This window comes from Paenibacillus sp. Soil724D2 (genome assembly GCF_001427935.1).
Taxonomy (GTDB): Bacteria; Bacillota; Bacilli; order Paenibacillales; family NBRC-103111; genus Paenibacillus_E.
In genome coordinates this window covers 24,992-51,975 of record NZ_LMRY01000023.1, presented here as the reverse complement: position 1 = coordinate 51,975, position 26,984 = coordinate 24,992, and the positions used below count along the sequence as shown (strand labels likewise).

Here is a 26,984-nt window from a genome sequence, read left to right as displayed (position 1 = left end):
TTAGTTAAAAGTTAACTATTATTGCTGAAAAGGAAGGATTCTACCGCCGTGAGCTTTCAAAATGTCTCCCCATACATTCGTATTGCGATGGATAGTATCATACAATCTCCTTGGATGTTAAAAGAAAGAATGCTTTGGGACTACGAGCTATTATATCTAATGGAGGGCCGAGCTGACATAACGATCGAGGACAAGACCTATGAAGGCAGACCGGGGGACTTGTTTCTATTTAAGCCTGGGCAGAGGCATTCCATCCAGATCATAGGTGATAACCCGATTAGGCAGCCGCACGTGCATTTTGATTTGTTCGAACAGGCGGATAGCGGGGACGTCAAGGTATCGTTTAAAATGCTGCAAGACATGGATGAGACGGAGCGAAGCTGGTTTCGTAAGGATGAGCTGTCGGGCGCACTCGTTGATCTCCCAACCTATATTCGATTAAGGGAGCCGAGTCGCGTGGAACAGCAGCTTTTTGGAATCATATCGGAATTTGAAGCGAAGCTGCCATTGTATGAATGGCGTTTAAAGGGTAGTCTGCTGGAATTAATTACCTATATAGTGAGGGAGCATGCGTGGAATGGACGATTATATGAAAACAATCTTCACCAAGAGCTGTTATTGGATATTGAGCGTTACATCGCGGCTCACGTTCACCGGGAGTTGAAATTGGATGAGCTATCGGAGCGATTCCATATCAGTAAATATTATTTGATCCATTTGTTTAATAAAGTATTCGATGTAAGTCCGATCCAATATCACCAGAGAATCCGGCTCGAGCGAGCCAAGAATATGATCAGGCATACCTTAATGCCGCTTCAGGAAATCGCAGATCAATTAGGATTTTCCGGTATTCATGCCTTCAGTCGAGCTTTTAAGAAGAAGGTGGGGGTTTCGCCTGCTGGTTTTAGGAAAGAATTCCGTGGTGAGCATCGCTCAGAATCTGTAAGGTTTTTTATTTAAACCAGCCCTTTTTCCAAAACCAAGCGAACATGCCGAATCCAATTCCGAACATAATCACGAGAATTGCAAAATAACCGCCGTGCCATTTCAGTTCAGGCATATAAGCGAAATTCATCCCATAAAGACCAGCAATGAACGTTAATGGCATGAAGATTGTCGTGATTACGGTCAACGTTTTCATGATGGTATTCATTCGGTTTGAATTCAGGGAGATGTAGCTGTCCCTCATATCAGCCGTCATATCGCGGTTTGAATCAATCATTTCAGACAGCTTGAGCAGATGATCATGAATGTCCGTGAAGAAGACGAGCTGATCGCGAAGATGCTCTATTCGATCTGTATTGATGACCCTGTACAGCAAGTCACGCATGGGCACGATGGTGCGGCGCAATTTTAACAATTTGGCCCGAATATCAAAAATATGTTTCATTAAGGCTTCAATGGATTCGGCATCAAAATTATTCTCGATATCATCTAATTGATCTTCGATTTGGTAAACACTTGGAAAATATTGATCCACCAAATTATCAAGAATTAAATAAGCCGCATAAATATGACCTTCATTCCGCAAGTTTTCTTGTTCTGAAATACGGCCCCAAGCATCCTCAATTTCCCTTGATTCATGCAAATGAAAGGTCACAATGTAATTACTTCCCAGAAACATGTCGACCTCTTCAGCATCCAGTGTCATAGCATTAATCGCATGCATCACAAAAAAGTGAACGTTCTCATAGTGATCCATCTTCGGTCGCTGCAGTAAGAAAAAGCAGTCCTCTATGGCCAGCGGATGAAAGTGGAAATGCTCCTTCAGATACAGCGCTTCCTCATCGCTCGGATTATGAAAGTCGACCCAATACCACTGAATGTCCGGGCCTAGAAGCTCCTCGAAGGGGATATTATGGAGCACCTTGAAGTCCATGGTAATAGCAAGGGAACGAATCATAAGTAAAACTCCTTGAGTCATATTTTCATCTGCTTAATTTTACCATACAATAGGGAGAGTTCAGAAATGTTTGGTCCCTAGCACAAATAACGTATATTGGGAAAGAAGGATGACAATGAGGCTCTCCGTCTGTATGGATGCCGTTTATAGCAAGTATGATTTTGCTCAAAGTGTTAAGGAAGTGAAGCAAATTGGCTATGATACCATTGAATTCTGGTCATGGTGGAATAAGGATTTGGACGAAGTCGCGCATGTGGCGAAGGATGCTGGGGTTTCAATTGCCGCCTTTTGCACCAAATTTGTGAGCTTAGTCGATGAAACCATGCGTGAAACTTATATAGTTGGACTTGCCGAATCCATTGAGGCAGCGAAGCGATTAAATTGTTCTCAGCTCATTTCACAAGTGGGTCAGGAACTTGAAGGTGTGTCCAGAGAAGCGCAGCGTCAGTCATTGATTGATGGATTAAAAGCTTCCGTTCCGTTGTTGGAGCGGGAAGGGATAACATTATTGGTAGAGCCGCTGAACACACTTGTGAACCATAAAGGATATTTCTTAGCTTCATCTGAAGAAGCATTCGATATTGTGAAGCAGGTGGGGAGCCAGCATGTGAAAGTGCTGTTCGATATTTATCACCAACAAATTACCGAAGGTCATCTTATTACGAATATTCGTGAAAATATGGCTTGGATAGGCCACTTTCATGCAGCTGGCAATCCAGGGCGACATGAGCTGAATAATGGCGAGTTGAATTACGAGCAGATCTTCAAGGCCATTGATGAAACTGGATTCACTGGGTATATCGGTTTAGAGTATTTTCCGTTGGAGGAACCGAGTGTTGGGTTAAAACATCTTATTAATGACAAGTGAAAGCCATAAGTTGTACGCGGTGCACAATATCCTTGATTTCTTCCTTCCAAGCTGTGGAAATAGAAGCAATAAAGTTGTATTTCGTACAACAATCTTAAATACATAGGAACTGAGCTTGATATCGACTCTGCTATAGCGTGAAGCATCGGCGTTTTGGGTGGTAGTGCTTGTGTGAAATCACACAAGCACTTTTTTTATGGTTAGCGGATGAAGCGCATGGCTTTCATCCACATGCACGAAGGCGTCGTAACGCCGAGCCATAAGAGAGGGAACGTAATTCCCTCTCTCATGGCCAGAGCGGTACACGACCCCGATGGCACGGTGCCCCAGCACCTCGTGCCCGAGAATCGGATCCTCCTTGCTTAGCAGGAGGATCTGATCATGCGCGCCGGCGCGATGCATGAGCTCCTCCCAGCTGCCCGGCTGGGCAGGTGGCACTTGCATCGTCGCCATCGGCGCGCCCCAGGATGTCGCGGCGATGACCGTGCCGCGGTAAGTGCCGAAGCCGATGGCGAACACATCGGCTTCGCCGTGCGCTTCGCGCACAAGCTGGCCGACGTTCACCATCCCGTCGGCCAACATATCTGTTGCACGCGCATCGCCGACGTGCGTGTTGTGCTCCCAGACGATCACTTTGGCGTCTGGGCCGTGGTGGTCCTCGAGGCGGCGCAGCGCCTCGGCCATGTGCCGGTCGCGGACGTTCCACGATTCCGCGTCGTGACGAACCATGGTGCGGTAGTAATCCTCAGCGTTCACAGCAACAAGCGCGTTCAATTCCGCGCTTAGAGCTGCTTCGCTGTCTTCTTCATACCGCACGCGTTTCGCGTGAAGCGCTTGAAGCAGCTTCACAACCTCATCTTGGCAGCTTTCGCCGTAAAAAGCCGCCGAAACCCCATAATTTTGCCCCTCCTTCTCATAAGAGTCGAAGCACTCAAATGCCTTCCGCGCCAGAGCTAACTGCTCAGGGGTGCCTTTTTCCTGTAAATAACGTTCGATCTCTTCTAGTGACTCCCATAAGCTGTAGACATCCAAACCGTAAAACCCGACTCGCTCTTCCATCGGCTTATTTGCATTGTGCTGGTTAAGCCACTCCATCAACTCGCCAACCTCTTCATTGGCCCACATCCACGTCGGCCAACGATTAAAAGTTTCCATGACCTCGCGGGAGCTCGGTTTGGCATCCTTGTACTGCTTTACATAACGGTTAACCTCATAACATGACGGCCAGTCGCCCTCGACAGCAATAAAAGAAAAACCTTTCGTCTCAATTAATTTACGGCTTAGCTCCATGCGCAGCTTATAAAATTCCGATGTACCATGTGTTGCCTCACCGAGTAATACGTACTTCTTGTCTCCGATTGCTTCAACTAATACATCCAAATCTTCGGGGGTCCTCAGCTGTACAGCTTGCTGTCTAATCTGTTCCACAATGACGTCTTCAACTTTCACTTGTTTGACTCCTATTCCTAAAGATTTACATTCTGTAGTATGTACAAAAGTGCATACAAAAAAAGCGATTCGAATGGATTCGCTTTTTTTGTAACACAATTGGAACATTCCTGTTACAGTTCTCTAACATAGTAGGTGTATTATAATAAACAAGACCCCCCTTTTTTAATATAAACTTTGGACCTGGCCCCGTTGGCTAGGTCCCTTTTTTTGTTTGGAGGGTCGAAAACCCTTTTCGTAAAGCAAATATTCATTGAACTATTAAACAAAAACAATGATAATGAACTCACTTACTTCAGGTTAGGAGGAATATATGTGATTAGAATGATTATTGCTGATGATGAGCCAATCACCCGAATGGGGCTGCAATCCTTAGATTGGAAAGAAGAAGGCTTTGAGTTAGTAGGGTTAGGGGCTAATGGATTGGAGACACTTGAACTGATTCGAGCTGTTCATCCAGATCTAGTATTGACTGATATTAAGATGCCTGGTTTAGACGGACTAGCCTTAATGGAGCTGATACAAGCAGAGAATCCATCAATTAAATGGGTGTTTATTACGGCGTACCACCAGTTGGATTACGCAATGACAGCAATAAAATTGGGGGCAGTCGGCTTTGTATTAAAACCTACCGATCCAGATGAAATCATACTGGCTTGCAGAAAAGCCAAACAAGTGATTGAAGAGGATCGCAAGCGAAATGAGCTAGAGCTTGGTCTTCGGCATCAATTGAAGGAATATTCGTTTACCCTGCAAGGCATGTTGGTACCGGATAGTGATATATCAAAATTAAATGAAGTCATTGCGAAAATAATGGAATATATGGAATTAAATTACATGGAAGAAATGACCATTGCCAAAGTTGCGGATATGCTTCATTATCATCCAGATTATTTGAGCCGCTTATTTAAGAAGGAAACGGGAGAAAACTTCTCCGATACACTCGCCCGAATTCGTATGCAAAAAGCTGTGGATATGCTAGCAGACCCTCAGATTAAAGTATTTGAAATAGCCAGTCGGGTGGGAATTCGAGATTCCAGGTATTTTGGACAAATGTTTAAAAAACATTACGGACAAACGCCAAACGATTTTCGTAAGCAATTATTTATTAGGCATGATGAACGAGGCAGGCACTTAAATGATGCGTAACCAGCCAGCAAGCAGGTTGCGGCAATGGATACTAGACATGAAGATTCAAAAAAAATTACTAGTGTCCTTCCTTATTTTGAACCTTATTCCATTAGCTGTGATCGGTACGTTAACTTATCAAAAATCTCGATCGCTCATACAGGAAAAAACAAACGCTTACACCACTGATTTGTTAACCGAAGTAAGCAAAAATATTGAATTCAAGATGAAAGAAGTCAAGCGGGTGTATTATTCCCTTTTTACGAATAAAGAAATAAGGGATGCTCTTAAAAAAGCCAATCTAGGCTTTCAGAGTCAATTGGAATATTTAGACGAAATCAACAAAATTAAGCTCTTGTTGGATGGTGCCATCATTGATAGCGAAGATATACAGGACATCAGCCTTTACGCTTTAAATAAAGATGTCTTTCCATCGGGAAATGTCTTGAAATCCAATGATTTGGACATACACGATTGGGATGTACTGAAAGAGAATGAGGGCAATTTAGTTTGGATGAATACGAATCCCGAGCAGCTAACGATTACAGCTAGAAGTTCTATGTTTGATGTAGGAAACCTGAAGAAAATCGGCTATTTTGAACTTCATCTTAAAGAAGACGCTTTATATTCGGTTTTTGCGCAGACGAAATTAAACAATGAAGGCGAAATGTATATTATCAATCAGAATGGAAGGATCATTTCACATTCGAATAAATCTTTGATTAATACGACCCCCGATTACCCGTATATAAGTCGCGTGTTACATGGACCTGAACAAGATCATACTAGCGAGAAGATGGACGGGATTAACTATATCATTACTTACCACGCCATCGGAAATACCGATTGGAAAATCGTAAGTGTGATTCCGGATGCCAAATATTCCCAAACGTCAATTGAATTGAAAAATTGGATGTTTGTTATCTTCATTATCTGTATTGTAGTTGCACTATTTCTTGCCTATTTTGTATCCAATAGTATATCTAAACCCATTCGTCAGCTGTCCGCGATGATGAAAGATGTGGAGAAAGATCGTTTTGATATTCAATTTAATTATAATTCACGCAATGAGATAGGTGTAATGAGTCGAAACTTTAACCGCATGATTGATCGTATTCATCATTTAATCAATACCGTTTATCAAGAGGAATTGTTGAAGCAACAGTCGCAGTTAAAATACTTAATGTTCCAAATTAACCCTCATTTTCTCTTTAATACACTAGAAACAATCAATTGGCTTGCGCGCATGAAGAACGTTCCTGAAGTTGGGAAATTATCCAAAGCGTTAGGTGATTTAATGCGGGAAGGAATCAAGGGAAAAGAGTACATTCCCCTCGACAAGGAATTGGACAACGTCAATAAGTATGTCTATATTCAGCAATATCGATATGGTGATAAAATTACCATTTCTATCGACATCGATACGATGGCGCTGCCCTTGCTAGTTCCGCGATTTATTCTGCAGCCGTTGGTGGAAAATGCGATTATTCATGGTATGGAAATGAAGATTGACCAAGGGCTTATTGATATTCGCGGTTTTTTTGAGGATGATTTATTTATCATTACCATAAGTGATAACGGAAACGGGATCGAAGCTGCAAGACTAGCACAGATCCGGGAAAATTTGCAAGTGACTGTTGATAATTCAGGTATGGGGATTGGATTGATTAATGTACATCAGCGGGTTCAATTGCATTACGGAAAGAGATTTGGCTTGCAGATTGATAGCGTCGTTGGACAAGGCACAGTGATTACGTTAACCTTACCGCACAAAGTTGAGAAGAGGTCGGCAGATTCAACCATGAAGTAAGGAATACCGCATACTCGTTTGAACCCTTTTCATCTAAGCTTAGATTGTAAAACATTATAGAGGAGGGTTTAAATGAAAAAGGTTAAAAGGATTTCAGCATCGATCGCCGCTATTCTTGCACTTACTGCTGTATTGTCTGCATGCGGGACCGAGAAAGCAAGTGAGGCACCCAAAGCTAGCGATGCTCCTAAAGCAAGCGAAGCGGCTGCAAAGCCAAAAGATAAGATAAAAATGAAAGAATTTGATTGGTTAGAACCGGAAAATAAAGGGATCAATATACAGAAAGATCTGCTTGCAGAATTTAATGCAAGATCAGATGTGAACGCGACTTTCGATGTATCGCATCTCAATAGTACAGCTTTTTATCCGAAATTAAATGCACAAATCGCTGGAAATGAAGCACCGGATGTGTTCACCCTGCATGCTGCGGGAAAATTAAAAACGTATGCAGATTCAGGAAAAGTGCTGGCGCTTAATGAATATCTGGATAAGGATCCAGCGTGGAAAGATCGTTTTATCTCTGGTGCGTTTAATTTATTAACCTTCAATGAGAAGATTTATGGTGTTCCTGTTAATTTCGCAGCAGCTACCATGTACTACAATAAAGACATTTTCAAAAAGAATAACCTTGAAGTACCTAAGACGTACGATGAGTTAAAACATGTTATTGATGTGTTGGTCAAAAATAAAGTGACACCGATTGCAATGGGTGCCAAAGATGCTTGGGTTAGTGCCCTATTCAGTGAATTTGTTGCCAATCGGATTGGCGGCGATGCACCGTTTAATGCGCTCATGGATGGCAAAGGAACATGGCTTGATCCTTCTTACATCGAAACAGGCCGTGTATTGCAGGAATTAACCAAAATGAAGGCGTTCCCAGAAGGGTTCCTAAGCATTGACAACAGTGCGATGACGAGCATGTTCCAAAATGGTCAAGCAGCCATGATGGTTACTGGCAGTTGGGCAATCAATACGTTGGTCAATACCGATTCCAAGGTGAAGGATGTTGTGGGCATTGCTAAATTCCCAACATTTCCGAATGGAAAAGGGGATATTGATACTTGGTTGGGTCAACCTGCATTTAACTTAGTGATAAGTTCAACGGCAAAAGACAAAGATGCAGCTGTTAAATATCTGAAAGCATGGTCCGAGGACAAAACACAAAAACGTGTTGGTGAAGAGCAAGGAGACATACCAGCTACGAAAGTTACTTTAGATCCAGCTAAAGTACCAGGGTTAAGTAAAGATTTAAAAGATCAAATGTCCACCATGAAAGGGATGTTCATCTTTTATGATGTGGGACTGGGTGCAAAGATTGGAGACGAATATAACAACACGATCCAATCTATCTTAGCAGGCAAATCACCGGAAGATGCGTTCAAGAGCTTGCAAGCTTATACGGAGAAAAATCGCTAAACCAATAAAATTTTCTTATGGAGGGAGAAGATATTCTTCTCCCTTTTTTCATCAAAACAAACATGGAGTGGTTGCTTATGGATAAAATGTTGAGAAAAGGCTCGACCATTGCATTCTTTATAACCCCTGCCCTGTTTCTATATTCGGCAATCGTCTTCATCCCCATTATCGCATCGATTTATTTGAGCTTTTTTGATTGGGATGTTCTGAATCCGATGAAGTTTATAGGGTTGGACAATTATACGCGGATGTTTTCAGATGATGATATTTTTTTTATAACGATCCGTAACGTGTTATTTCTCTTGGTGACAAGTTTGTTAATTCAACTGCCATTTGGTTTTTTTCTGGCCTTGATTCTGACAGGAAACGTGCGAGGGAAAGATTTCTTTAAGCTTGTTTTCATTATGCCAGCATTCCTGTCGAGTGTCGCCGTGGGTATGATGTGGACATTTATATACCATCCGCAGATCGGTATTATTAATAATTTACTTGATTGGCTGGGGCTAGATTCACTAAAGCACCTGTGGTTGTCTGAACCCAAAACAGTGATGTGGGCAGTTACAGCGGTTGTATCTTGGCAATTTATTGGGTATACCATGATTCTATTCATTGCAGGGATACAGAATATTTCCGAGGAAATCTTTGAGGCCGCGCGTCTTGAAGGTGCTATTGGATGGAAATTGGTATGGCATATCACCATGCCATTGCTTAAACCGATTATTAAAGTGAATGCCATTCTCATTTCTATTGGTTCCTTAAGGTTTTTTGACCTTATTTATGTCATGACGGGCGGGGGACCTGCCAATGTATCGCAAACACTGGTCGGTTATTTACAAAAACGTTCCTTTGGTCAGTTGGAATATGGCTACGGTAATTCACTAGCCGTCATCTTACTCGTTATGTGCTTAATCGTTACGTTTGCTATTAATCAATTAATTCCTACCAAGGATATTGAAGATTGAGGAAGGAGGTACGCGTATGGAGCAAGGTTCAAAAATGATTCGTCCCATTCAAAAGCTGTCCACTTATTTATTTTTAGGATTAGGGACGCTTGTCTATATTTATCCTCTGTTTTGGCTTATTGTGAATTCACTCAAGAAAACACCGGAAATTTTTGAACGTCCATGGGAACTTCCGCTGCATTGGTTGTGGGGAAACTACATAAATGCATGGATCACAGGGGGAACAGGCCGTTATTTTTATAATTCGGTACTCATTACGACTGTCACATTACTTCTGGTCTTACTAATAGGTTCAATGGCCTCTTTTGCGATTATTAAATTAAAGTGGAAAGCATCGAAAGGCACGCTACTTTATTTTCTGATCGGTTTGATGGTTCCGCTGCAAGCAACACTCATTCCTTTGGTTATTTTCTTCTCTAAATTAGATCTGATGAATTCGCAGATCGGTTTGATTCTTATTTATGTTGCCTTTGCTCTGCCTACTTCGGTACTGGTGCTAAGCGGTTTTATGAGTTCCATTCCCAAAGAAATTATGGAAGCGGCTATTATTGATGGCTGTTCGGTTTACGGTGTTTATTGGCGAGTTTTGATGCCTTTATTGATACCGGCGCTTATGACGGTTGGCATTATTAACTTTGCCGGTATCTGGAATGAACTACTGGTAGTACTAACTTTCATTAACGATGCCAAAAAGATGACACTTCCGATAGGACTTTTGAATTTTCAGGGTCAATACGCAACGGATTTTGCGCCGATGTTCGCGGCTATTGTGATGACAACCCTTCCGTCGATCCTTGTAATCTCTATTTTCAATAAACGGATTATCTCTGGTATAACAGCGGGATCTCTCAAAGGCTAGTACATACAAATGGGAAGCAAAAAAGACGCTTAAACCGGGTGATTGCCTGATTTGAGCGTCTTTTTAAGATTGTGCCTTTTGAATTTTACCGTTTGGATCGATAAATCTCCTTAACCAATCGGTAAGCCAGCTTAGGCTTGCGATACTCATTAAGCAGCCCCTTGTTGTTAAAACTCCGCGCCCGGTCACGGAAGTAAGGACGGTCACTGCGCACATCGACGCGAATGTCGGCGAAGTGCCAGATCAGTGTGCCGACGATGCGAGGATCCTCGCGGAAGATCTGTAAAGCCTGCTGCACAACATCAGCTTGATAATCCTCACTGAACAGGCGAGGCTCCCAGCCAGCATCTCCGAAGATGCCCGCAGCGCCAAACTCGCTCATGATGACGGGCTTATCACTGGCACCTTGTGATTCTGCATGTTGATAATACTGCTGAAGCATGTCGCGGAATCCGTTCACGTTACCTTGGTACCAACCGTAATATTTATTGATTCCGATGACATCGAAATAGGAGAGTACAATGTCTTCTTCAGGATGCATAGTGGCGTATGTAACTAGGCGGCTGGTATCCATGCTGCGTATTTTGCTAACGAATTTCTTAGTAAGCTCCAGCGCTTCATCTGTGCGTGTATCAATTTCGTTATGAGCCCCCCAGAAAATGATCGAAGGATGATGATAATCAAGGCTTATCATTTCGTCTAACATTTGCAAGCCGCGTTCTGCGAATAGGGGACTAGCCAGCGTTTCTTTGCTCATAAAACAGCCCCACATGGGGATCTCGCTCCACAGGAGCAATCCATGCTCATCAAGCAAATCGATCCAGAATTGGCTTTGTGGATAGTGTGAACCGCGAACGATGTTGCAGCCCATATCGGTCAATATATCCAAATCCTTCAGCATGAGCTTAGGTGGAAAAGCAAATCCCCATTCGGGATGCTCTTCGTGCCGATTCACTCCCTGCAAATACAGCTCTTTGCCATTAAGGAGGATTTGACCGTTATTTACTTCAATGGTTCGGAATCCTGTACGATCGATAAGATCATCTTCTCCTGCTCGGACCGTGAACATATATAATTCGGGATGCCCAACATCCCATTTGCGGATGTTTTCGAGGCTTCCTCGGAGATAAAGCTGTGAAGATTGGCCCGCCGCGATATGAATGGTTGAATCTGAGATAGCTAGTCCTTCTGTAGAGGCGCTAACAACTATTTGACGATCAACCGAGCTTAAGGAGTTTAACCTTACTTGCAGCTGGATATCTGCTGAGTCGCCCTCAAGTTGATAATCAATTTTCAAGGATTCAATATAAACATCGGGCAGCTCCTGAAGCTCCACAGAACGAATAATTCCGCCATAAGAGTACCAATCTGCGATATCTGTGGGCAGTGTCTGCCAGTCCAGGGTACTATCAACACGAATGATTAATTCATGTTTCCCTTGCGCTAAATGAGGGATTATCATGGAGAACTGGGTGTAGCCGCCAAAGTGGTAACCGAGGTGATGACCGTCAACATAGACATCAGCATGGTGGAGAATTCCCTCAAAGCATAGCCCGATATTGGCTTCTTGTGTGGTATCGAAATACGTGCGGTACCACGCAGCACCGATATAATCGTAATGACCTAATTCGTTATTCCAGCAAGAAGGAACCACAAGCTTTCGAGAGCCGGAAGGGAACTTGGCATGCCATTGTTCTGTTATCCCTACATTTCCTGGGTCCGTTATGAAGTCCCATAATCCATCAAGAAGTCGGGTATGGCGCAGGGAGTGTTGTTGAAAAGTACGAATCAAAGGTAAAAGCCCCTTTCATGTATGTTTAGTAAAGCGTATCATGGAAGAAAGGCTATTTTCTATGGATAAAGAACTTTAGTATTTGTCAAAATCGCTTCGGAGGTGGTGAATGAATGGAAATCAAAGAACACCGAATGTATCATCTTCGATTGACCTATGAGAAGCTTCCTGTTCCAGGCTGGAAAGATATTCGGAATACAACAGATGTTCATTCTCTTTACTGGATTATGAGTGGAGAAGGAGAATTTACACATTCGCTTGACGAAGAGCTGCTAAAGGTACATTCAGGTATGCTCCTCTATTTAAAGCCGGGTTTTACGATGACCATGACATCATTTGTGGATAAACCGCTCTATATTCGTATGCTTCTGTTTGATGCTTTCGACATCCCCTATGAGAATCAAACCTGGCAGCAGCCCGTTCATTTGGACTCCCTTCAATTGCCTTTTAACAAGTTGTATTCTCCGGAGCAAGCGGTCTGGATTCAAGAGCAGTTCAAGCAGATAGGGTCCATACAGAGTCCGGACCCGCACGAAGGACAGGCTGAATTCCAATATATTCTTTCACGATTGATCCATTTCATGAGGGATACAAACACGTCAACGGACCCGTATATGAAAGCATTTCAGCAAGCGAAGTTTTGGATCGAAACCTGCTATAATCGGCCCTTGAGGATGGAAGAACTCGCGCGAACATTCCATATCTCCGTCTCTCAGTTGCGCAAAATGTTCATGCAGCAAGTAGGCATTTCACCTAAAGAGTACTTGAACAGGATTCGCAATGAGAAAGCCAAAACGCTGCTGCTGCTGACGGAAGAACCAATGAAAGCCATTGCGGCTGCATGTGGATTTGCTGATGAGTTTCATTTTGGTAAAATGTTTCGGGCTTGGAATGAGGTATCTCCGGCACGGTTCCGAACTTTGAACAAGTCCAATCGATGAGAAGGATGGAAGGGGAGCTCCCTTTTGGGAGTTTTTTTCATGATAGCGTGGTAAAATGGTGAAAAGAACATGATTTATTTGAGAGGGGTCACACTAATGAGTGCCGAAATTGAAAGAAAGTTCCTATTACCCGCGTTCCCTGCGGCTGAACTGGACAATAATGAAATCACGCTAATTTCAAAGCAGTACATCTATCAAACCTATCTGGCCTTCTCGGAGGATCAAGAAATCAGAGTGCGCCAGCTGGTAGATCGTTCTGGATTGTCGCATTTTACACATACGTTCAAATCGGGGCATGGCATGGTTCGGGAAGAGATTGAATACAACATATCGGAGCCTATATATAAGCAGCTTCTTGAACGTACGGGGTTGATCCCATTGGAGAAGATTCGCACCACGGTTGATGTTCAGGGACTCCATTTTGAAATTGATGAATATAAACAAGTGGATCTCCTGGTTGTCGAAGTCGAATTTCCAGATGTTGAAGCTGCGCGGCTCTTTGTAGTACCTTCTTGGTTTGGGAGAGAGTTAGGAGCGGAGGAAGAATTCCGAAATAAGTCGATGTGGGTCAAACTGCAGACGAACGCATAAACGAAGTTGTGTTTCGATTTCCTTACAATTGGTTAATAATCTTCATCAAGATATTTCCAATTGTAAGGAGGGATATGACGTGAAAAAAGGACTTGTAAGGCTAAAGCAATCGCCTCTAGCCTTTTATCTAGCGGCACTCACTTTAGCGGTTGCCATGAATAGCAAGCATGTCTGACAGAATATGTAACAACTATAAGATAAAGGCCGAGTTTATGACCCAGTGAGGTCAGAGCTTGGTCTTTTCGCTTTTTTCTGAAGAGTGAAAGTGTTAGATTCGTTAGCGAACTATTAGGAAAAATAATGTTTAGCTAAAATTTAAAATAGATGTTTAACAACAATTACAAAGTATGATGGATGTACAGAAATAATAGCTAACATTTTCAGGAATTGCGAGGGGCCACCTATGAACCTGATACATTATTACCGCCAGCAATTTCTCGAATTAATTTCTCAGTTCGAGCCCAATTGGGAAGAGAATCGTAACTATAGATTTGGATTTCGTTGGAACACGTATGCGAATTCTTCTTTTAAAGAAATTTTTCAAATGACTCAATTTCCGGACGAACCTTTGTATTTAGTGTATACGATTGAGCTTCCTGAAAAATACAAAAGGACGAATATTGGTGAAGTAGTCAAAAATGTTTCGTCATCCTATGAGCTGTCCTTGTATTTGTTCTCGGATAAGATTCTTTTAACCTCTTGTGTTTCTATAGAAAGCCTGCAGCAGACAACTTTAGGTTATGTAAATCAAGCACGAGGGGAAATCGTTGATCTTGTTTTCTCTGCGATTCAGATGTGAGTCTAGACGAATTCATAAGAATTTAGGTGATAAGTATGAGGAAATACCGGGTGTTAATCGTTGATGACTCCAACGAAATGAGAAATAGGATTGCGAATCTTTTTGAACAAGATGAACATTTTTCAGTGGTAGGATTCGCTGTTAATGGTGCCAATGCGCTTGATAAAATTGTTGAGCTGCAACCAGACCTAGTAACACTGGATGTAGAAATGCCCGAGCTCGACGGACTAGCTGCTTTGCGTCAAATTATGACCTTCCATCCTGTACCGGTAATTATGTTGAGCAGCTGTACGGAAGAATGTTCAAATGTTGCCTTGCATGCTCTGGAGCTAGGGGCCTTGGATTTTTTCCAGAAGGAGACATTATTCCAAAGAACACAGAATGCGCTGTTGGAAGAAGAATTTCTATTACGCTGTAAAACGGCAATGAGGAAGAAACTGTTCCTACGGAATGAGACGAGTATGCTGGGGAAAGAGCAGTCGATCAAAATTCACTTGGAAATGCTTACATTTCTACTGAAAATGGAAGAGGATATGCTCCATTTTCACGCTGAGCTGCAGGATCAAATTAAACAACAGAATGGACTTCTCGTTAAATTTCATCTAGAGGATAATAAATTTATCTATACAACGTGGCAGGGTTCACTATTCAACCGGCTTGGTATCAAAGAGAATAACGCGGTAGGTAAGGATTTGTTTACGATTTTCCCAAAAGATAAGGCCGACTTCATGGCTCCTTACTATCAAGCGGCATGGGACAATGAAGAAGTTATTGATTTCGAAACTGAATGGCATGGTTATTATTACTTAACCGTTCTTCGTCCGATCAAACGAGATGGTGTAATGACAGAAGTCATTTCGCTAACAGTAGATATTACGGAGTCGCGAAGCATGGAGGAACGCATCCGCTATTTAATCCATCATGACCCTCTGACAGGCCTTCCCAATCGACATGGGTTAAGTAAATGGATCGAGGACGCCATTGCGCAGCAGGAACGTTTTGCTGTTGTATTCGTGAATTTGGATCACTTCAAACTGGCCAATGAAACGTTAGGTCATGACACAGGGGACAGAATTCTTCAAGTTATGGCCCGCAGATTGAAGAACAGCACCTTGATCAAAGATGTTTCTGTTTTCAGAGTGGGCAGTGACGAATTTATCGGTTTGGTTAAGCACCATTCGTTAGAAGAACTTGAAGGGTTCGCACATACCATTGTTCAGACTATCAATCAGCCCATTCGCATCCAAGATCATGAAATATATATGTCACCTTCAATTGGGATAAGCCAGTATCCACAAGACGATATTGACCCTGACAATTTGATTCGCTTTGCAGATATTGCTATGGAATACGCTAAGGAACTAGGCGGGAATCAAGTTCAATATTTTAATTCCCAAATTTATGCGAAAATAGAACGTAGAATAAAGATTGAAAAGCATTTGCGAAAAGCATTAGAGAAAAATGAGTTTATTCTGGTGTACCAACCGCAAGTCAATTTATTAGTGAATCAGATCGTTGGATTTGAAAGTTTAATTCGGTGGGAAAGCCCTGAACTGGGGCGCGTATCTCCGCTAGAATTTATTCCTATCGCAGAGGAAACGGGATTAATCTATCCGATTGGAAAATGGGTCCTTAATGAAGCATGCAGCCAGAATAAGAGCTGGCAGGAGTTAGGTTTTCCCAAGGTTTCAATGGCTGTCAACTTGTCTTCAAAACAGTTCTATGATCAGTCTCTCAAAGAACAGATTAACAGTATACTGCAAGAGACAGGGCTCGAACCGCAATATCTAGAATTAGAGATAACGGAAAGCATGACGATGGACGTTCAAGTTGCCTTAACGACTTTAAATAGTTTCAGAAACATGGGTCTGAAGATTGCTATGGATGACTTTGGAACGGGTTACAGCTCGCTCAGCTATTTGAAAGAATTTCCGATCCATCATTTGAAAATCGACCAATCCTTTGTGAAGGATATCTCGGTTAATCCTACCAATGCAGCCATTGTAAATACGATCATTGCGCTAGCACGTAACCTAAAGCTAGTTGTGATTGCAGAAGGGGTAGAAAACGAAGACGATTTAAAGATTCTACAGGAATTTAATTGTGACACCGTACAGGGATACTTATTCAGCCGCCCGGTAGAAGCAAGCGAGGTGCCCGAGATTTTTGATAGATTTGCATGCAATCGAATTGCACATACATAAGCATGATCCTAACGCCATGACAGCGACTGTCGGTTCAGTGGCGTTTTTGTTATTTCATATTTCTGGTAAAAAATAGTGTAGACCCGCCATAATTCGACATATTATAATAGATGTAAGAAACGAAATAGGTATAAAGGAGGGACTTTAGTGATTAAGGTGCTTATTATCGAAGACGACATCATTATAGGCCAAATGATAAGCATGTATCTTTCGGAAGATCAATTCGAAGTGAAGCAATCGGTAAATGGACATGACGGATTAAGGGAAATCGTTCATTTTCAACCTGATGTGATTTTATTGGATCTCGTTTTGCCAGATTATGAGGGGTTAGAGCTATGCGGGGCCATTAGGGAACTAAGTTCGGTTCCAATTATTGTGATATCCACGAAAACAAACATTAAGGAGAAGGTAGAGGCCTTTAATATTGGGGCTGATGACTATCTTTGTAAGCCGTTTAGCATGCAGGAGTTAAAAGCGCGCATCAAAGCCTCGCTACGTATGTCGGACATACAGGTTCCTGCTGCTGGTGGTTCGGAAGGGACAGAGTGTGAGTCACAATATGCTGACTTTACTCTGGATGTAGAGCGCAGGTTGATTGTGATCAAAGATCAAAAGATTGATATTACCAATTCGGAATTTGAAATTATGAAACGTTTTATTCACTATCCTGGCAGAGTGTTTAGACGCGATGAGCTTATAGATACTTTATATCGGATGGGCGAAATTGTGAATGATCGCGCGATTGATGTACATATTACGAATCTCCGTAGAAAAATTGAACAGAATCCAAAGGAACCTCAGTATATTAAAACCGTCTGGGGTGTTGGTTATAAATTTGTGCATCTTTCAGCTATTTAAGGTGTGTAATTAAGCGATGAGGTGAATAGCGGTGCTCAAAGATCTACTGAACAATTTCTCGATACTGGCTGTTTTTATTTTCTTGTCTATCGAGATTTTCTATTCTCCTAGATTAAAAGCCGCATCAAGATGGAAATATCGCCTAATAGCAGGTCTGATGCATGGGATCTATGGCGTCATTCTGACTTTTCTTGGCGTACATGTTACGGCAAGACATATATTGGATTTAAAAGCGATTGCCATTCTGATGGCTACATTCATTGGTGGAGGAATTTCTGGTTTTATTGCCACCATGATTATGATTATTGGCAGGACGATGATAGATCCTTCTGTTTTCTTTCGAATCTCTACATTGGGTCTGCTCATATTTGCTGGAACCGCACTAACCAATCATTTCGTTCAAGGTTATTGGAGAAAATGGACATTTTTAATTATGTGTCCTATCAGTGTTTTATTCGTTGATATGGTACTCATCTATCATATTCCTGTAGCCCGGTTAGTCATTCCAGCTTTACTTCTGCATTTGGGAGGGGGGTTATTCGCAGCAGCGCTTATCCGCTATTTCTTAAAGGCAGAGGAGCTAAGGAGTCAGGTAAGTCATATCCAACAAGAGCTAATGGATATTCTTCGGCTGCAGCCCGGCATTACATTTAAACTTAAGAAAATTCAAAATCATTTCATTTATTCGATGGTTGATGGCCGGTTGTTACGAAATCTCGGACTACATCCACAAGATTTATTAGGTAGAAATATACAATCCATCAAAGGTTTTACTACTGAATTCACAACCTTTATAGTTGGGAAATTCGAAGAAGCGTGGAAAGGGAACAAAGTTGCTTTTGAGAATCAAATAAAGGGAAAGATCGCCTTTACAACTTTACAGCCTATATTTGAAGGTGAGCAGGTGGTGGAGATCATCGGCTCTACGACAGATATTACAGAGAGAACAGCAGCAGAGCGGCGTATTCAGGAGAGTGAAGCACGTTATCGTATCCTCGTTGAGAATTCACAGGAAGGAATTCTTGGGTTCACGAAGGAAGGCGAGATTACCTCTGTGAATCAAATTGTTTCCCTAATGACCCATGCGACAGCTGCGGACATGTTAGGCAAAAAAATAACCGAATTTCTCCCGGAAGCGGAGCAAATTCGTTGGGATTCTCATTTCCAAGAAGTTATTCTGAATGGTGGTAACGTACGATTTGAAATGAGCATTCCGTCCTCTGCGGGTGCTCTTCGAGATTATTGTGTCACGCTTTCGGTCTGCCATGATGCGAGTGGCGAATTGGAAGGTATTGTTGGAACGGTGCACGATTTCACAGAAGTGACCATGCGGCATGCCGCCGATCAAGCGAACCAAGCCAAAAGTCAATTTATTGCCAAAATGAGCCACGAAATTAGAACTCCTTTGAACGGTATCATTGGCCTTTCTCAACTTCTCGGGAAAACCTCACTCTCCGACCATCAAAAGGATTATCTACATAAAATAACATCTTCATCCCATACACTGCTTGGCATTATTAATGATGTTCTTGACCTTTCCAAAGTAGAAGCGGGAAAACTCGAAGTTGAACGTACCGGCTTTCAGTTAGATGAGCTTCTCGAGGATCTCGCCAGTATTCTGAGTGTCTTATCCGATAGTCGCCAAATCGAGCTTATTTTTAATACAGCCGCTGAACTACCCAACCATATTCTCGGGGATCCGCTGAGACTGAAGCAAGTACTGCTTAATCTTTGCAGCAATGCGATCAAATTTACTTCAGAGGGCTATGTGATGCTCCAAATTGAGTTGGAACCACACACGTCCAAAGAAGAAATCATGCTTAGCTTTACCGTAGAGGATAGTGGAATAGGTATATCTCCAGATCGTTTAGCCTTTATTTTTGATCCTTTTTCTCAGGCAGATGGATCTACAAGCCGTGAATATGGGGGAACTGGATTGGGACTTACGATCAGCCAGCATTTGATTGGGCTTATGGGCGGTTCTTTAGCAGCTGAGAGTGTAGAGGGTAAAGGAAGCAGATTTAAATTTACACTGCCTTTTCAAGTCATAGAACTCGCTGATCCAGATGAATGGGATTTAACGAAAGATCATACGACATATCAAGTTTTGCTTGTCGAAGATCATCCCCTGATGCGCAGCAGCTTACGGGAGACTTTGGAGTCGTTTGCCTTAATCGTTTCGGAAGTGCCTTCCTGGAAAGCTATGTTTGAACAGATGAAGACGTTAGGAACCGATGACGACAAGTACGATTGTATCCTGCTTGATATGGAAATTGAAGATATGTATGGCATAGATACATGGAACACATTTATTGAGTCGATCCAAAGAGATCGGACGCTTGTTGTATGCTTAACTTCGCCGCTTGGCAAAGAAGAAATGCTGAAACTTCCGATAAGCGCGAGACCTGATGCCGTCATGGTTAAACCGATTTGCCGTCTAGATCTATATCAAACGTTGGAATCCCTCTTCAATCCGCATAACCGATCTCCAAGAAGCGGCAGGCCTTTGCAGACCAAGTCTTCCAGCCCTAGCAAGAAAGGGCGAATTCTTCTCGTGGAGGATAACGAAATTAATCAGCAGGTTGCCTTGGAGTTTCTAATAGAGCATGGGTTTGAGATCACGGTAGCGGAAAATGGCCAAGAAGCCATTGAAAAACTCGAAATCGGCCAATACGACTTGATTTTGATGGATATTCACATGCCGATCATGGATGGCGTTGAAGCGACAGCGCACATTCGTCAAATCCCCAACTATAAGAAAATACCCATCATCGGACTGACGGCCAACGTTGTTAAACAGGATCATGAAGATTATATCCGTTACTGCATGAATGACGTCATTAGTAAGCCTTTGGATATAAAGCGTCTCTTTAGTGTGATTAGTAAATGGATAGAACCATCTACTTCCATAGAGGCTAGTCAGACGAACGCAATCGATTTTTATAAGCATATTGAAGCGATAGATTGGCAAGCTGCACTTGCCCGACTAGAAGGAAAAGAAAGTATTCTAATCGTCATGCTTCAGTTGTTCAAGAAAAATTATACAACTTTTGCCGAGCAATTAACGCAGAGTATCCTTGATGAGGATTGGAAGGCTGTCAAAAGGGCTATACACACACTTATCGGAGTTGCCGGAAGTATTTCCGCAAATCGTTTACATGAAGCTGCAAGTTATCTGGAACTTGCCATTTTGCAAAAAGATGATTTTCATGATCAGCTCATCGAAGTAGCAGAGGAAATAATGCGTATTACCACATTTATCCCAAGTGTAGCCTCTTAGCAAATGGAACTGCTTATATCAATTTCAGATACAAACGTGATAATTCCAGCCATTGTTGAGTGGTGACCTCGGCAGTATGATGAAGGTAAGACTATTACTTTCACAAACAGGAGAGGGGATGGCTGCCATGTTTGTTAAGAAAAAAGATCGTATGTTACCTATCACGGAAGAGCAATATGAGCAGTTCGAAAGAGATGGGTATTTGCTTATTAAGAAAGGCTGCAGCAGCGATCTCATTGATGCCTTTAATGGACACATTTATGATATTCGTAACCAAGCGGAAATACCGAATTGGGCAGCCTGTGAAGAAAGCAAGAAATTCTCCCTGCGGTTGTTTAATCCGCATAAGCATGACAGCTTTTCTCGCCAAATGATGAAGCTTCCCATCATCCGAGGTGCACTAGCTCAATTAATGGGCAAAGAGGCTAACTGTGTGCAAAGTATGTACTTTTACAAGGAACCAGGTTCACCGGGACAAGCTTCGCATCAGGATTACTACTACATTAAGAATGATCCCATGACGATGATCGCTGCTTGGATCGCTTTGGAAGAAGTTGTCGATATCGAAAATGGATGCCTCTGGGTCATCCCTGGCACGCACAAGCTTGGGCTGCTGCCTCACGGCGCGGTGAAAAATATTGAAGAGCACGAATCATGGACTGACGAGACAGAAGGCGCAGACCTTAGCAAGCAGATCCCAGTCGAGATGGAAAAAGGAGATATCCTATTCTTTAGTGAGCTGCTCATCCATTCGTCCAATAAGAATCGAAGCAAGGACCGTTGGCGACGTTCCTATGTTTGTCATTACATTCGCGAGGATTCGTTTGTTACTCAGAGGGAAGATTTGAGAGAAAAATTTCCGTTGTACTGAAGGATTGGACCTCTTGTTGGGCTTATGAATAATAAGAACGTTGAGTAGTGCTAACTCTTTTTTTCAGCCAAGGCTGGAAAGGGTTAGCTTATTTTATTTACACACACATATACATGAGCGTGGCCCTAACAGGCAAGTATCAGATCACGCTACGACTGTTGGCGTGGTCAACTGGTCTCAAACGATGAAATTCATCGTTAGAGTATGGGAATGCTCGAAAACACGTCCATAACAATGAAAAACATGCTTATAACCGGGAAAGATGATCATTATCCACAAAAATGAAGTCTCTAACGATGAAATTCATCGTTAGAGTAAGGTGAATGCTCGAAAACACCTCCATAGCGATGAAAAACATTCTTATATCCGAGAAAGGTGCTCATCATCAACAAAATGAAGTCTCTAACGATGAAATTCATCGTTAGAGTAAGGTGAATGCTCGAAAACACCTCCATAGCGATGAAAAACATGCTTACAACCGGGAAAGATGATCATTATCCACAAAAGTGAAGTCTGAAACGATGAAATTCATCGTTAGAGTAAGGGGGATGCTCGAAAACACCTCCATAGCGATGAAAAACATGCTTACAACCGAGCTTAAAGTAAGCGAAAACTGTGTTAAGGTTGTAATAGGTAATCTGAGAAGTTGTTTTCCGAGCTTAAGTTTGGTAATGACTGAGTTAGACTCGAAAACCAACCTAATCCCCAGCGGCAGCGATCATCAACAGAAGCAATCCCCAATACGATGAACAAAGCGTGCGACACTACACATGTACAAGTTGTCCTTCTAATGTAAAGCGATAGCAATTTAATCAAAAATAACTATAACTAAAATCCCCAACGTACACATACAGGAACTTCATACCCTACAGAGAACAGTGTTAATAAGACTGATAACTAGAAGGAGATAGACGAATGGAAAATGAGTTGGAGAAATGGATCATAGAAGCAGATATAGCAAGTATGCAGCATGCAATGAGTACAGGTAGGGTTACTTCGGAACAATTGGTTCATTTATATCTAACCCGCATAGAAAAGTACGACTCCATATTAAATACCATTTTAGAAATAAATCCAGATGCTATGGACATAGCCAAAGCTTTAGATGAAGAACGAATAGTGAAGGGAAGTCGTGGATTCCTGCATGGTATCCCTATTCTGTTGAAGGACAATATCGATACACACGATCGTATGCATACAAGCGCCGGTTCTATCGCATTAGCAGAATCCTTCGCGGCAGCCGATTCTTGCGTGGCGGCACAGCTTCGAGCGGCGGGAGTTGTGCTGCTGGGTAAAACGAATATGACCGAATGGGCAGGCTACATGTCAGGTGATATTTGGGCGGGCTATAGCTCAAGAGGTGGTCTCACTTTAAATCCTTACGGCCCTGGCGAATTATTCATAGGCGGTTCAAGCTCAGGCTCAGCAGCGGCAACGGCAGCGAATCTAGCAGCAGCGGCGATTGGAACGGAAACATCGGGCTCTATCATCAGCCCTTCTAGTCAGAATTGCTTAGTTGGCATTAAGCCAACGATTGGACTAGTTAGCCGAACGGGCATCATCCCCATTGCTCATAGTCAGGACACAGCGGGGCCTATAGCAAGAACGGTCAGCGATGCAGCGATTTTGCTCGGCGCTTTGACTAACATAGATGAGCGTGATGTTAAGACGTTAGCGAGTAAAGGGCGTTCTTTCCAAGACTACAGCTCATTTTTAGACGCCAATTATCTGCAGCAAGCTAGAATAGGGATCCCGAGATTTTATTATCAAGAATTAGACAAGGCTCGGCTTGATATTGTAGAGGCGGCTATCGCCGTTTTGAAACAAAAGGGTGCGACAATCGTTGATCCAGTTGAGCTTCCGTGCGAGCAGACGCCTTGGGATGGCAATGTCATGAGGTATGAATTTAAGAAAGACTTGAATGATTATTTAGCCCAGTTGTCTGGCAAGATTCCCGTTCATTCACTCGCTAATGTCATTGCCTACAATGATGCACATGCAGATCAAGCACTGAAATATGGGCAAGGAACTTTAATTTGGTCAGAGGAAACGAGCGGGACACTAACGGAACAAACCTATTTAGACAGCAAAAAGAGAGATAAAGAGATGTCGCGTGAGCAGGGGATTGATTATGCATTAGAAGAGCATCACCTGGATGCACTCTTATTTCTAGGGGCTGAGGGTGGGGCAGATCTTGCGGCAAGAGCCGGTTACCCCTCGATTACTGTACCTGGAGGGTACGCTGCAACAGGGATTATTGCACCAGGCGGGTACACAACGAAGGGACAGCAAGGGATCACCTTTGTAGGAACAGCATTTAGTGAACCCACCTTGATTAAAATTGCCTATGGTTTTGAGCAGGCGACGAAACATCGCATACAACCCGAGTTAGCAGCAGCTGCGAAAATAGAGGTAGAATAAAATGATGAATCTAAGGACGATGGTCGTTGGATTAACCGATGATCTTGTGGCAAAGGCATTCATGCGGTTATGGGAGCACGAGGAAGGAACATTAAAAGTTTGGCGGGCAAGTTCCAACTTCGTATATCGATTTGAAAATAAAGGTAAGAAATTCTTTTTGAGGTTCTCTTTTGAAGGAGCACAGTCCCTGGAGCAAGTAGAAGCTGAGCTTGATTTCATAAAATACTTAGCCTCATCTCATTATCCTACAATTGTGCCTATACATTCTAGCGAGGGTAAGCTGGTTGAAAGAGTAACGACAAGTGAAGGGGGATATATTGGTGTTGTGTTCAGTGATGCGGAAGGGGAAAGTTTAGATTGTGAGCAAATGAACGATTCGCAGATGGAGGCGTGGGGGAAATCACTTGGCTGCTTGCATGCATGGTCACAGGTATATGAACCTGCTAAGAATTAAAGCGTAAGGATTGGCGAGATGGACTGGAGCATATTGCAGCGGCATTAGATCGTCATCCACATGAAAAAGAAGCCTTGATGGAGCTGAATAACCTGACGATTTGGCTTTATTCTTTAAAGCAGTCCAAACATGATTATGGTCTTATTCATTATGATTTTCAACAGGATAACATTTTTTGGCAGGCAAGTAAGTCGCAATTTCATGTTATTGATTTTGATGATGCGATGTATCATTGGTATGCGATGGATATTGTTGCGGCTCTTGCTGACGTTTTGGATCATATAGGGAGGGATTCCAGCAGTCAGGTAGAATGCTTTCTGAGAGGCTATACGGCGATATATCCATTAGACAAACAAATGATAGAACACTTTCCAAAGTTCCTAAGGTTCTCTAAGCTCTATAGCTTTTCAAGAATCTTAACAGCTTTGGAGGACAGTGATCTATCCAATACGCCACCATGGTATGCAGGATTGAAATTAAAGCTCATGAAAATGACGGACGAAATGAGACTTGGTTTCAGCAACCCATGGTAACCTACTGATCAGCAGCACACAAGGAGGATTATAACTTGGAAATAAGGCGTTTATGGCAACAAGATATACCGCAAGTACAAGCATTAATGATGGACGTGGTGTCACGTCTTCCTTCTGACGCGCTTTATTCAATGGACCGCTTGGAAGCACTTTACGAAAATGTCCAAGATAAGGGGGAGATGTATGGCACTTTTCAAGGCGAAAAGCTTGTTGCTTATACGGTTATTGCATTTCCCGGTCTAAGTGCCAATAATCTCGGACGAGAGTTTGGAGTGCCGGAAGCAGATCTGCCAAAAGTTGCTTCTCTAGAAGGATCTATTGTCCATGAATCAGTCAGGGGACAAGGGCTGCAGAGGCATTTTCATGCCTTGAGGGAACAGCGAGCGCGGGAACAACGTATGTTATACCTCTATGCAACCGTGCATCCTGACAATGGAATAAGTCGGAAAAACCTACAAGCAGCAGGCTTCACACTTCAATTCACTCGCCCGATGTATGGCGGTCTTCTAAGGCATTGCTATGCGAAGAAGCTTGAAGTACTTGAATTGCTGGACTAGGATGTTAGTGGGTAACGGCAAGTTCTCTAACTTTTTTCCACGCATCCAAATGCTTTTCCAAATTACCGACTAAGGTATTGAGATCATTCAGAAATTGTTCTTTATCTTGGGAATCGACGTCTAAGGCTTCAACTTGAAAATCACTAGTTGCAGGAAATGCGTTAAGCATTTGCAATAGTTTAGCTTGAATTGGGCTAGTAATTGGGATAATTGAAGCTGCAGGCAGCCCGCTTTGTATCGGCATTTCTGTTTTATTTTCCGAGACTATTTCCTTGGATTTCTCCGCTTTCTCCACTTTTGTCGGAGCTTTTACAGCTGCAGGCTTGGCTCGTTCTGCTCGGTTGTTTTGGAAGACGGACCAAGTTTCGACCAGATCATGACCTGTTTTGTAGAGAAGCTTCCCTTTGGTGCTTTCTGAAATATCTTTATCTTTAAACATGCGAGCAATCTTTTTGACATCACTGACAGGCATTTCATCTCTGGCTATAATCAAAGCAAGCGGATCGCGGTGCTCGATCGGTAAATCTTTGATAGGCAGCAGTTGATCTTCGGTCAACTTGTCTTTTCGTATTTCTGTGCCGCTTACGATCAGCTTCTTAATTGGGTTTCCAAACTTTAACAAATCACATTTGTTTTTGATGTAAGCTTCCGGTTTGCCAAGTTTGCTAGAAAGGTATTTAATAGAGGAACTGAATTTGGAATCATTCATAAGTTTGTGGAAGGCTTCGGCTTCCTCAATGGGGGAAAAGCCTTCCCTTGTCAGATTCTCCGCAATCTGTTCTAAATAAATCTCTAACTCATCCGTTACGGTCGATACGATACAGGACATGGTGGGGCGTCCTAGCATTTTGCTAGCTTTATATCTTCGGTTCCCGTAAATAATTTTGTACCGGTTGTCAGCCGTTGTTCTCACTTTAATCGGAGAAAGCAAGCCAATCTCCTCGATGCTTTTCATTAATTCTTGGAGCGCCTCTTCATCGAATTGATATCTGGGCTGATCCGTATCCTCGTCAATTAAATGCATGGGAATTTCATGTATATCCATATTCATTTCTCCATTCGTTCAAGTTGTTCTAGGATTATTATATAACAAGGAACAAAATCGTGGAATTGCCAATCATAGTCTTAGATCAGAGGTCAATCATGTTTGCGTGTAAAATAAGAGATGAATTAGAAATAAAGCTACTAGAAGTAAGCCATGAAGGAACAATTAGACAGGCCGAGTTCAGCTATAACGCCTATCATGATCATGAGGTTAATGGGATTTTGGCAGAGGAGTGGGAGTAAA

General features: G+C 42.5%; 23 protein-coding genes. 19 read left to right on the top strand and 4 right to left on the bottom strand.

Annotated elements, in window-relative coordinates; genetic code table 11:
- The first annotated feature begins 48 nt into the window (after nucleotides 1-48).
- Nucleotides 49-960 (top strand): AraC family transcriptional regulator, encoded by a 912-nt coding sequence (locus tag ASG85_RS19440; RefSeq protein WP_060647533.1) that lies wholly within the window; start codon nucleotides 49-51, stop codon nucleotides 958-960.
- Here the strand turns inward: ASG85_RS19440 and corA are convergent.
- Complete coding sequence (gene corA, locus ASG85_RS19435) at nucleotides 953-1,903, bottom strand: magnesium/cobalt transporter CorA (protein ID WP_060647532.1); 951 nt, start codon at nucleotides 1,901-1,903, stop codon at nucleotides 953-955. The two genes, ASG85_RS19440 and corA, sit on opposite strands and share 8 nt — an antisense overlap.
- Nucleotides 1,904-2,012: 109 nt before the next feature.
- Between corA and ASG85_RS19430 the strand changes: the two genes are divergently transcribed.
- On the top strand, nucleotides 2,013-2,771 hold the full coding sequence (locus tag ASG85_RS19430; protein ID WP_235549488.1) for a hydroxypyruvate isomerase family protein: 759 nt from the start codon (nucleotides 2,013-2,015) through the stop codon (nucleotides 2,769-2,771).
- 177 nt (nucleotides 2,772-2,948) lie between these two features.
- On the opposite strand, the gene ASG85_RS19425 is transcribed toward ASG85_RS19430, so the two are convergent.
- Complete coding sequence (locus ASG85_RS19425) at nucleotides 2,949-4,220, bottom strand: erythromycin esterase family protein (RefSeq protein ID WP_060647531.1); 1,272 nt, start codon at nucleotides 4,218-4,220, stop codon at nucleotides 2,949-2,951.
- A gap of 324 nt (nucleotides 4,221-4,544) precedes the next feature.
- Between ASG85_RS19425 and ASG85_RS19420 the strand changes: the two genes are divergently transcribed.
- The 5 genes from ASG85_RS19420 (at nucleotide 4,545) to ASG85_RS19400 (ending at nucleotide 10,395) form a co-directional block, all read left to right on the top strand.
- A complete protein-coding gene (locus ASG85_RS19420; RefSeq protein ID WP_235550188.1) occupies nucleotides 4,545-5,369 on the top strand; it encodes a response regulator transcription factor in 825 nt (274 codons plus the stop codon).
- 37 nt (nucleotides 5,370-5,406) lie between these two features.
- Nucleotides 5,407-7,158 (top strand): sensor histidine kinase, encoded by a 1,752-nt coding sequence (locus ASG85_RS19415; protein WP_162257276.1) that lies wholly within the window; start codon nucleotides 5,407-5,409, stop codon nucleotides 7,156-7,158.
- A gap of 72 nt (nucleotides 7,159-7,230) precedes the next feature.
- Nucleotides 7,231-8,574 carry an ABC transporter substrate-binding protein gene (locus ASG85_RS19410; protein ID WP_060647528.1) on the top strand — a complete coding sequence of 448 codons (1,344 nt, stop codon included), beginning with the start codon at nucleotides 7,231-7,233 and terminating at the stop codon, nucleotides 8,572-8,574.
- A 77-nt stretch (nucleotides 8,575-8,651) separates the two neighbouring features.
- Nucleotides 8,652-9,536, top strand: a complete 885-nt coding sequence (locus ASG85_RS19405; RefSeq protein ID WP_060647642.1) for a carbohydrate ABC transporter permease — start codon at nucleotides 8,652-8,654, stop codon at nucleotides 9,534-9,536.
- Between the two features lie 16 nt (nucleotides 9,537-9,552).
- Nucleotides 9,553-10,395: a carbohydrate ABC transporter permease gene (locus ASG85_RS19400; protein ID WP_060647527.1), complete on the top strand. Its 843-nt coding sequence runs from the start codon at nucleotides 9,553-9,555 to the stop codon at nucleotides 10,393-10,395.
- Between the two features lie 85 nt (nucleotides 10,396-10,480).
- Here ASG85_RS19400 and ASG85_RS19395 read toward each other — a convergent pair whose 3' ends face one another.
- The gene (locus tag ASG85_RS19395; RefSeq protein WP_060647526.1) at nucleotides 10,481-12,187 is read right to left on the bottom strand and encodes a glycoside hydrolase family 2 protein; all 1,707 of its coding nucleotides are present in this window, start codon (nucleotides 12,185-12,187) and stop codon (nucleotides 10,481-10,483) included.
- A 113-nt stretch (nucleotides 12,188-12,300) separates the two neighbouring features.
- Here ASG85_RS19395 and ASG85_RS19390 point away from each other — a divergent pair, with 113 nt between their 5' ends.
- The 11 genes from ASG85_RS19390 to ASG85_RS19345 all read left to right on the top strand — a co-directional run bounded on the left by ASG85_RS19390 (nucleotide 12,301) and on the right by ASG85_RS19345 (nucleotide 25,696).
- A complete protein-coding gene (locus ASG85_RS19390) occupies nucleotides 12,301-13,128 on the top strand; it encodes a helix-turn-helix transcriptional regulator (protein ID WP_060647525.1) in 828 nt (275 codons plus the stop codon).
- A 96-nt stretch (nucleotides 13,129-13,224) separates the two neighbouring features.
- Nucleotides 13,225-13,719 carry a CYTH domain-containing protein gene (locus ASG85_RS19385; protein ID WP_057307509.1) on the top strand — a complete coding sequence of 165 codons (495 nt, stop codon included), beginning with the start codon at nucleotides 13,225-13,227 and terminating at the stop codon, nucleotides 13,717-13,719.
- A gap of 403 nt (nucleotides 13,720-14,122) precedes the next feature.
- Entirely contained in the window at nucleotides 14,123-14,518 is a 396-nt protein-coding gene (locus tag ASG85_RS19380) for a hypothetical protein (protein WP_060647524.1), read from the top strand.
- A gap of 35 nt (nucleotides 14,519-14,553) precedes the next feature.
- Nucleotides 14,554-16,722 (top strand): EAL domain-containing protein, encoded by a 2,169-nt coding sequence (locus tag ASG85_RS19375; protein WP_060647523.1) that lies wholly within the window; start codon nucleotides 14,554-14,556, stop codon nucleotides 16,720-16,722.
- 147 nt (nucleotides 16,723-16,869) lie between these two features.
- The gene (locus ASG85_RS19370) at nucleotides 16,870-17,580 is read left to right on the top strand and encodes a response regulator transcription factor (protein WP_060647522.1); all 711 of its coding nucleotides are present in this window, start codon (nucleotides 16,870-16,872) and stop codon (nucleotides 17,578-17,580) included.
- A 31-nt stretch (nucleotides 17,581-17,611) separates the two neighbouring features.
- A complete protein-coding gene (locus ASG85_RS19365; RefSeq protein WP_060647521.1) occupies nucleotides 17,612-20,860 on the top strand; it encodes a response regulator in 3,249 nt (1,082 codons plus the stop codon).
- A 76-nt stretch (nucleotides 20,861-20,936) separates the two neighbouring features.
- The gene (locus ASG85_RS19360; protein ID WP_235550179.1) at nucleotides 20,937-21,731 is read left to right on the top strand and encodes a phytanoyl-CoA dioxygenase family protein; all 795 of its coding nucleotides are present in this window, start codon (nucleotides 20,937-20,939) and stop codon (nucleotides 21,729-21,731) included.
- A 915-nt stretch (nucleotides 21,732-22,646) separates the two neighbouring features.
- A complete protein-coding gene (locus ASG85_RS19355; RefSeq protein WP_060647520.1) occupies nucleotides 22,647-24,152 on the top strand; it encodes an amidase family protein in 1,506 nt (501 codons plus the stop codon).
- Between the two features lies 1 nt (nucleotide 24,153).
- Nucleotides 24,154-24,606 carry a phosphotransferase enzyme family protein gene (locus ASG85_RS39240; protein WP_235550178.1) on the top strand — a complete coding sequence of 151 codons (453 nt, stop codon included), beginning with the start codon at nucleotides 24,154-24,156 and terminating at the stop codon, nucleotides 24,604-24,606.
- A 77-nt stretch (nucleotides 24,607-24,683) separates the two neighbouring features.
- Nucleotides 24,684-25,139 carry a phosphotransferase enzyme family protein gene (locus ASG85_RS39235; protein WP_414858760.1) on the top strand — a complete coding sequence of 152 codons (456 nt, stop codon included), beginning with the start codon at nucleotides 24,684-24,686 and terminating at the stop codon, nucleotides 25,137-25,139.
- 35 nt (nucleotides 25,140-25,174) lie between these two features.
- A complete protein-coding gene (locus tag ASG85_RS19345; protein ID WP_060647519.1) occupies nucleotides 25,175-25,696 on the top strand; it encodes a GNAT family N-acetyltransferase in 522 nt (173 codons plus the stop codon).
- Nucleotides 25,697-25,700: 4 nt separating this feature from the next.
- Here ASG85_RS19345 and ASG85_RS19340 read toward each other — a convergent pair whose 3' ends face one another.
- Entirely contained in the window at nucleotides 25,701-26,741 is a 1,041-nt protein-coding gene (locus ASG85_RS19340; RefSeq protein ID WP_057307501.1) for a ParB/RepB/Spo0J family partition protein, read from the bottom strand.
- A 98-nt stretch (nucleotides 26,742-26,839) separates the two neighbouring features.
- On the opposite strand from ASG85_RS19340, the gene ASG85_RS38010 reads away from it, so the two are divergent.
- On the top strand, nucleotides 26,840-26,983 hold the full coding sequence (locus ASG85_RS38010; RefSeq protein WP_156396692.1) for a hypothetical protein: 144 nt from the start codon (nucleotides 26,840-26,842) through the stop codon (nucleotides 26,981-26,983).
- The last annotated feature ends 1 nt before the right edge of the window (nucleotide 26,984 follow it).

Excerpts from the sequence above, each read along its gene's own strand:
- corA (WP_060647532.1), bottom strand. The coding sequence starts at position 1,903 with ATGATTCGTTCCCTTGCTATTACCATGGACTTCAAGGTGCTCCATAAT.
- ASG85_RS19430 (WP_235549488.1), top strand. The coding sequence starts at position 2,013 with ATGACAATGAGGCTCTCCGTCTGTATGGATGCCGTTTATAGCAAGTAT.
- ASG85_RS19420 (WP_235550188.1), top strand. The coding sequence starts at position 4,545 with ATGATTATTGCTGATGATGAGCCAATCACCCGAATGGGGCTGCAATCC.
- ASG85_RS19415 (WP_162257276.1), top strand. The coding sequence starts at position 5,407 with ATGAAGATTCAAAAAAAATTACTAGTGTCCTTCCTTATTTTGAACCTT.
- ASG85_RS19410 (WP_060647528.1), top strand. The coding sequence starts at position 7,231 with ATGAAAAAGGTTAAAAGGATTTCAGCATCGATCGCCGCTATTCTTGCA.
- ASG85_RS19405 (WP_060647642.1), top strand. The coding sequence starts at position 8,652 with ATGGATAAAATGTTGAGAAAAGGCTCGACCATTGCATTCTTTATAACC.
- ASG85_RS19400 (WP_060647527.1), top strand. The coding sequence starts at position 9,553 with ATGGAGCAAGGTTCAAAAATGATTCGTCCCATTCAAAAGCTGTCCACT.
- ASG85_RS19390 (WP_060647525.1), top strand. The coding sequence starts at position 12,301 with ATGGAAATCAAAGAACACCGAATGTATCATCTTCGATTGACCTATGAG.
- ASG85_RS19385 (WP_057307509.1), top strand. The coding sequence starts at position 13,225 with ATGAGTGCCGAAATTGAAAGAAAGTTCCTATTACCCGCGTTCCCTGCG.
- ASG85_RS19380 (WP_060647524.1), top strand. The coding sequence starts at position 14,123 with ATGAACCTGATACATTATTACCGCCAGCAATTTCTCGAATTAATTTCT.
- ASG85_RS19375 (WP_060647523.1), top strand. The coding sequence starts at position 14,554 with ATGAGGAAATACCGGGTGTTAATCGTTGATGACTCCAACGAAATGAGA.
- ASG85_RS19360 (WP_235550179.1), top strand. The coding sequence starts at position 20,937 with ATGATGAAGGTAAGACTATTACTTTCACAAACAGGAGAGGGGATGGCT.
- ASG85_RS19355 (WP_060647520.1), top strand. The coding sequence starts at position 22,647 with ATGGAAAATGAGTTGGAGAAATGGATCATAGAAGCAGATATAGCAAGT.
- ASG85_RS39240 (WP_235550178.1), top strand. The coding sequence starts at position 24,154 with ATGATGAATCTAAGGACGATGGTCGTTGGATTAACCGATGATCTTGTG.
- ASG85_RS39235 (WP_414858760.1), top strand. The coding sequence starts at position 24,684 with ATGGAGCTGAATAACCTGACGATTTGGCTTTATTCTTTAAAGCAGTCC.
- ASG85_RS19340 (WP_057307501.1), bottom strand. The coding sequence starts at position 26,741 with ATGGATATACATGAAATTCCCATGCATTTAATTGACGAGGATACGGAT.
- ASG85_RS38010 (WP_156396692.1), top strand. The coding sequence starts at position 26,840 with ATGTTTGCGTGTAAAATAAGAGATGAATTAGAAATAAAGCTACTAGAA.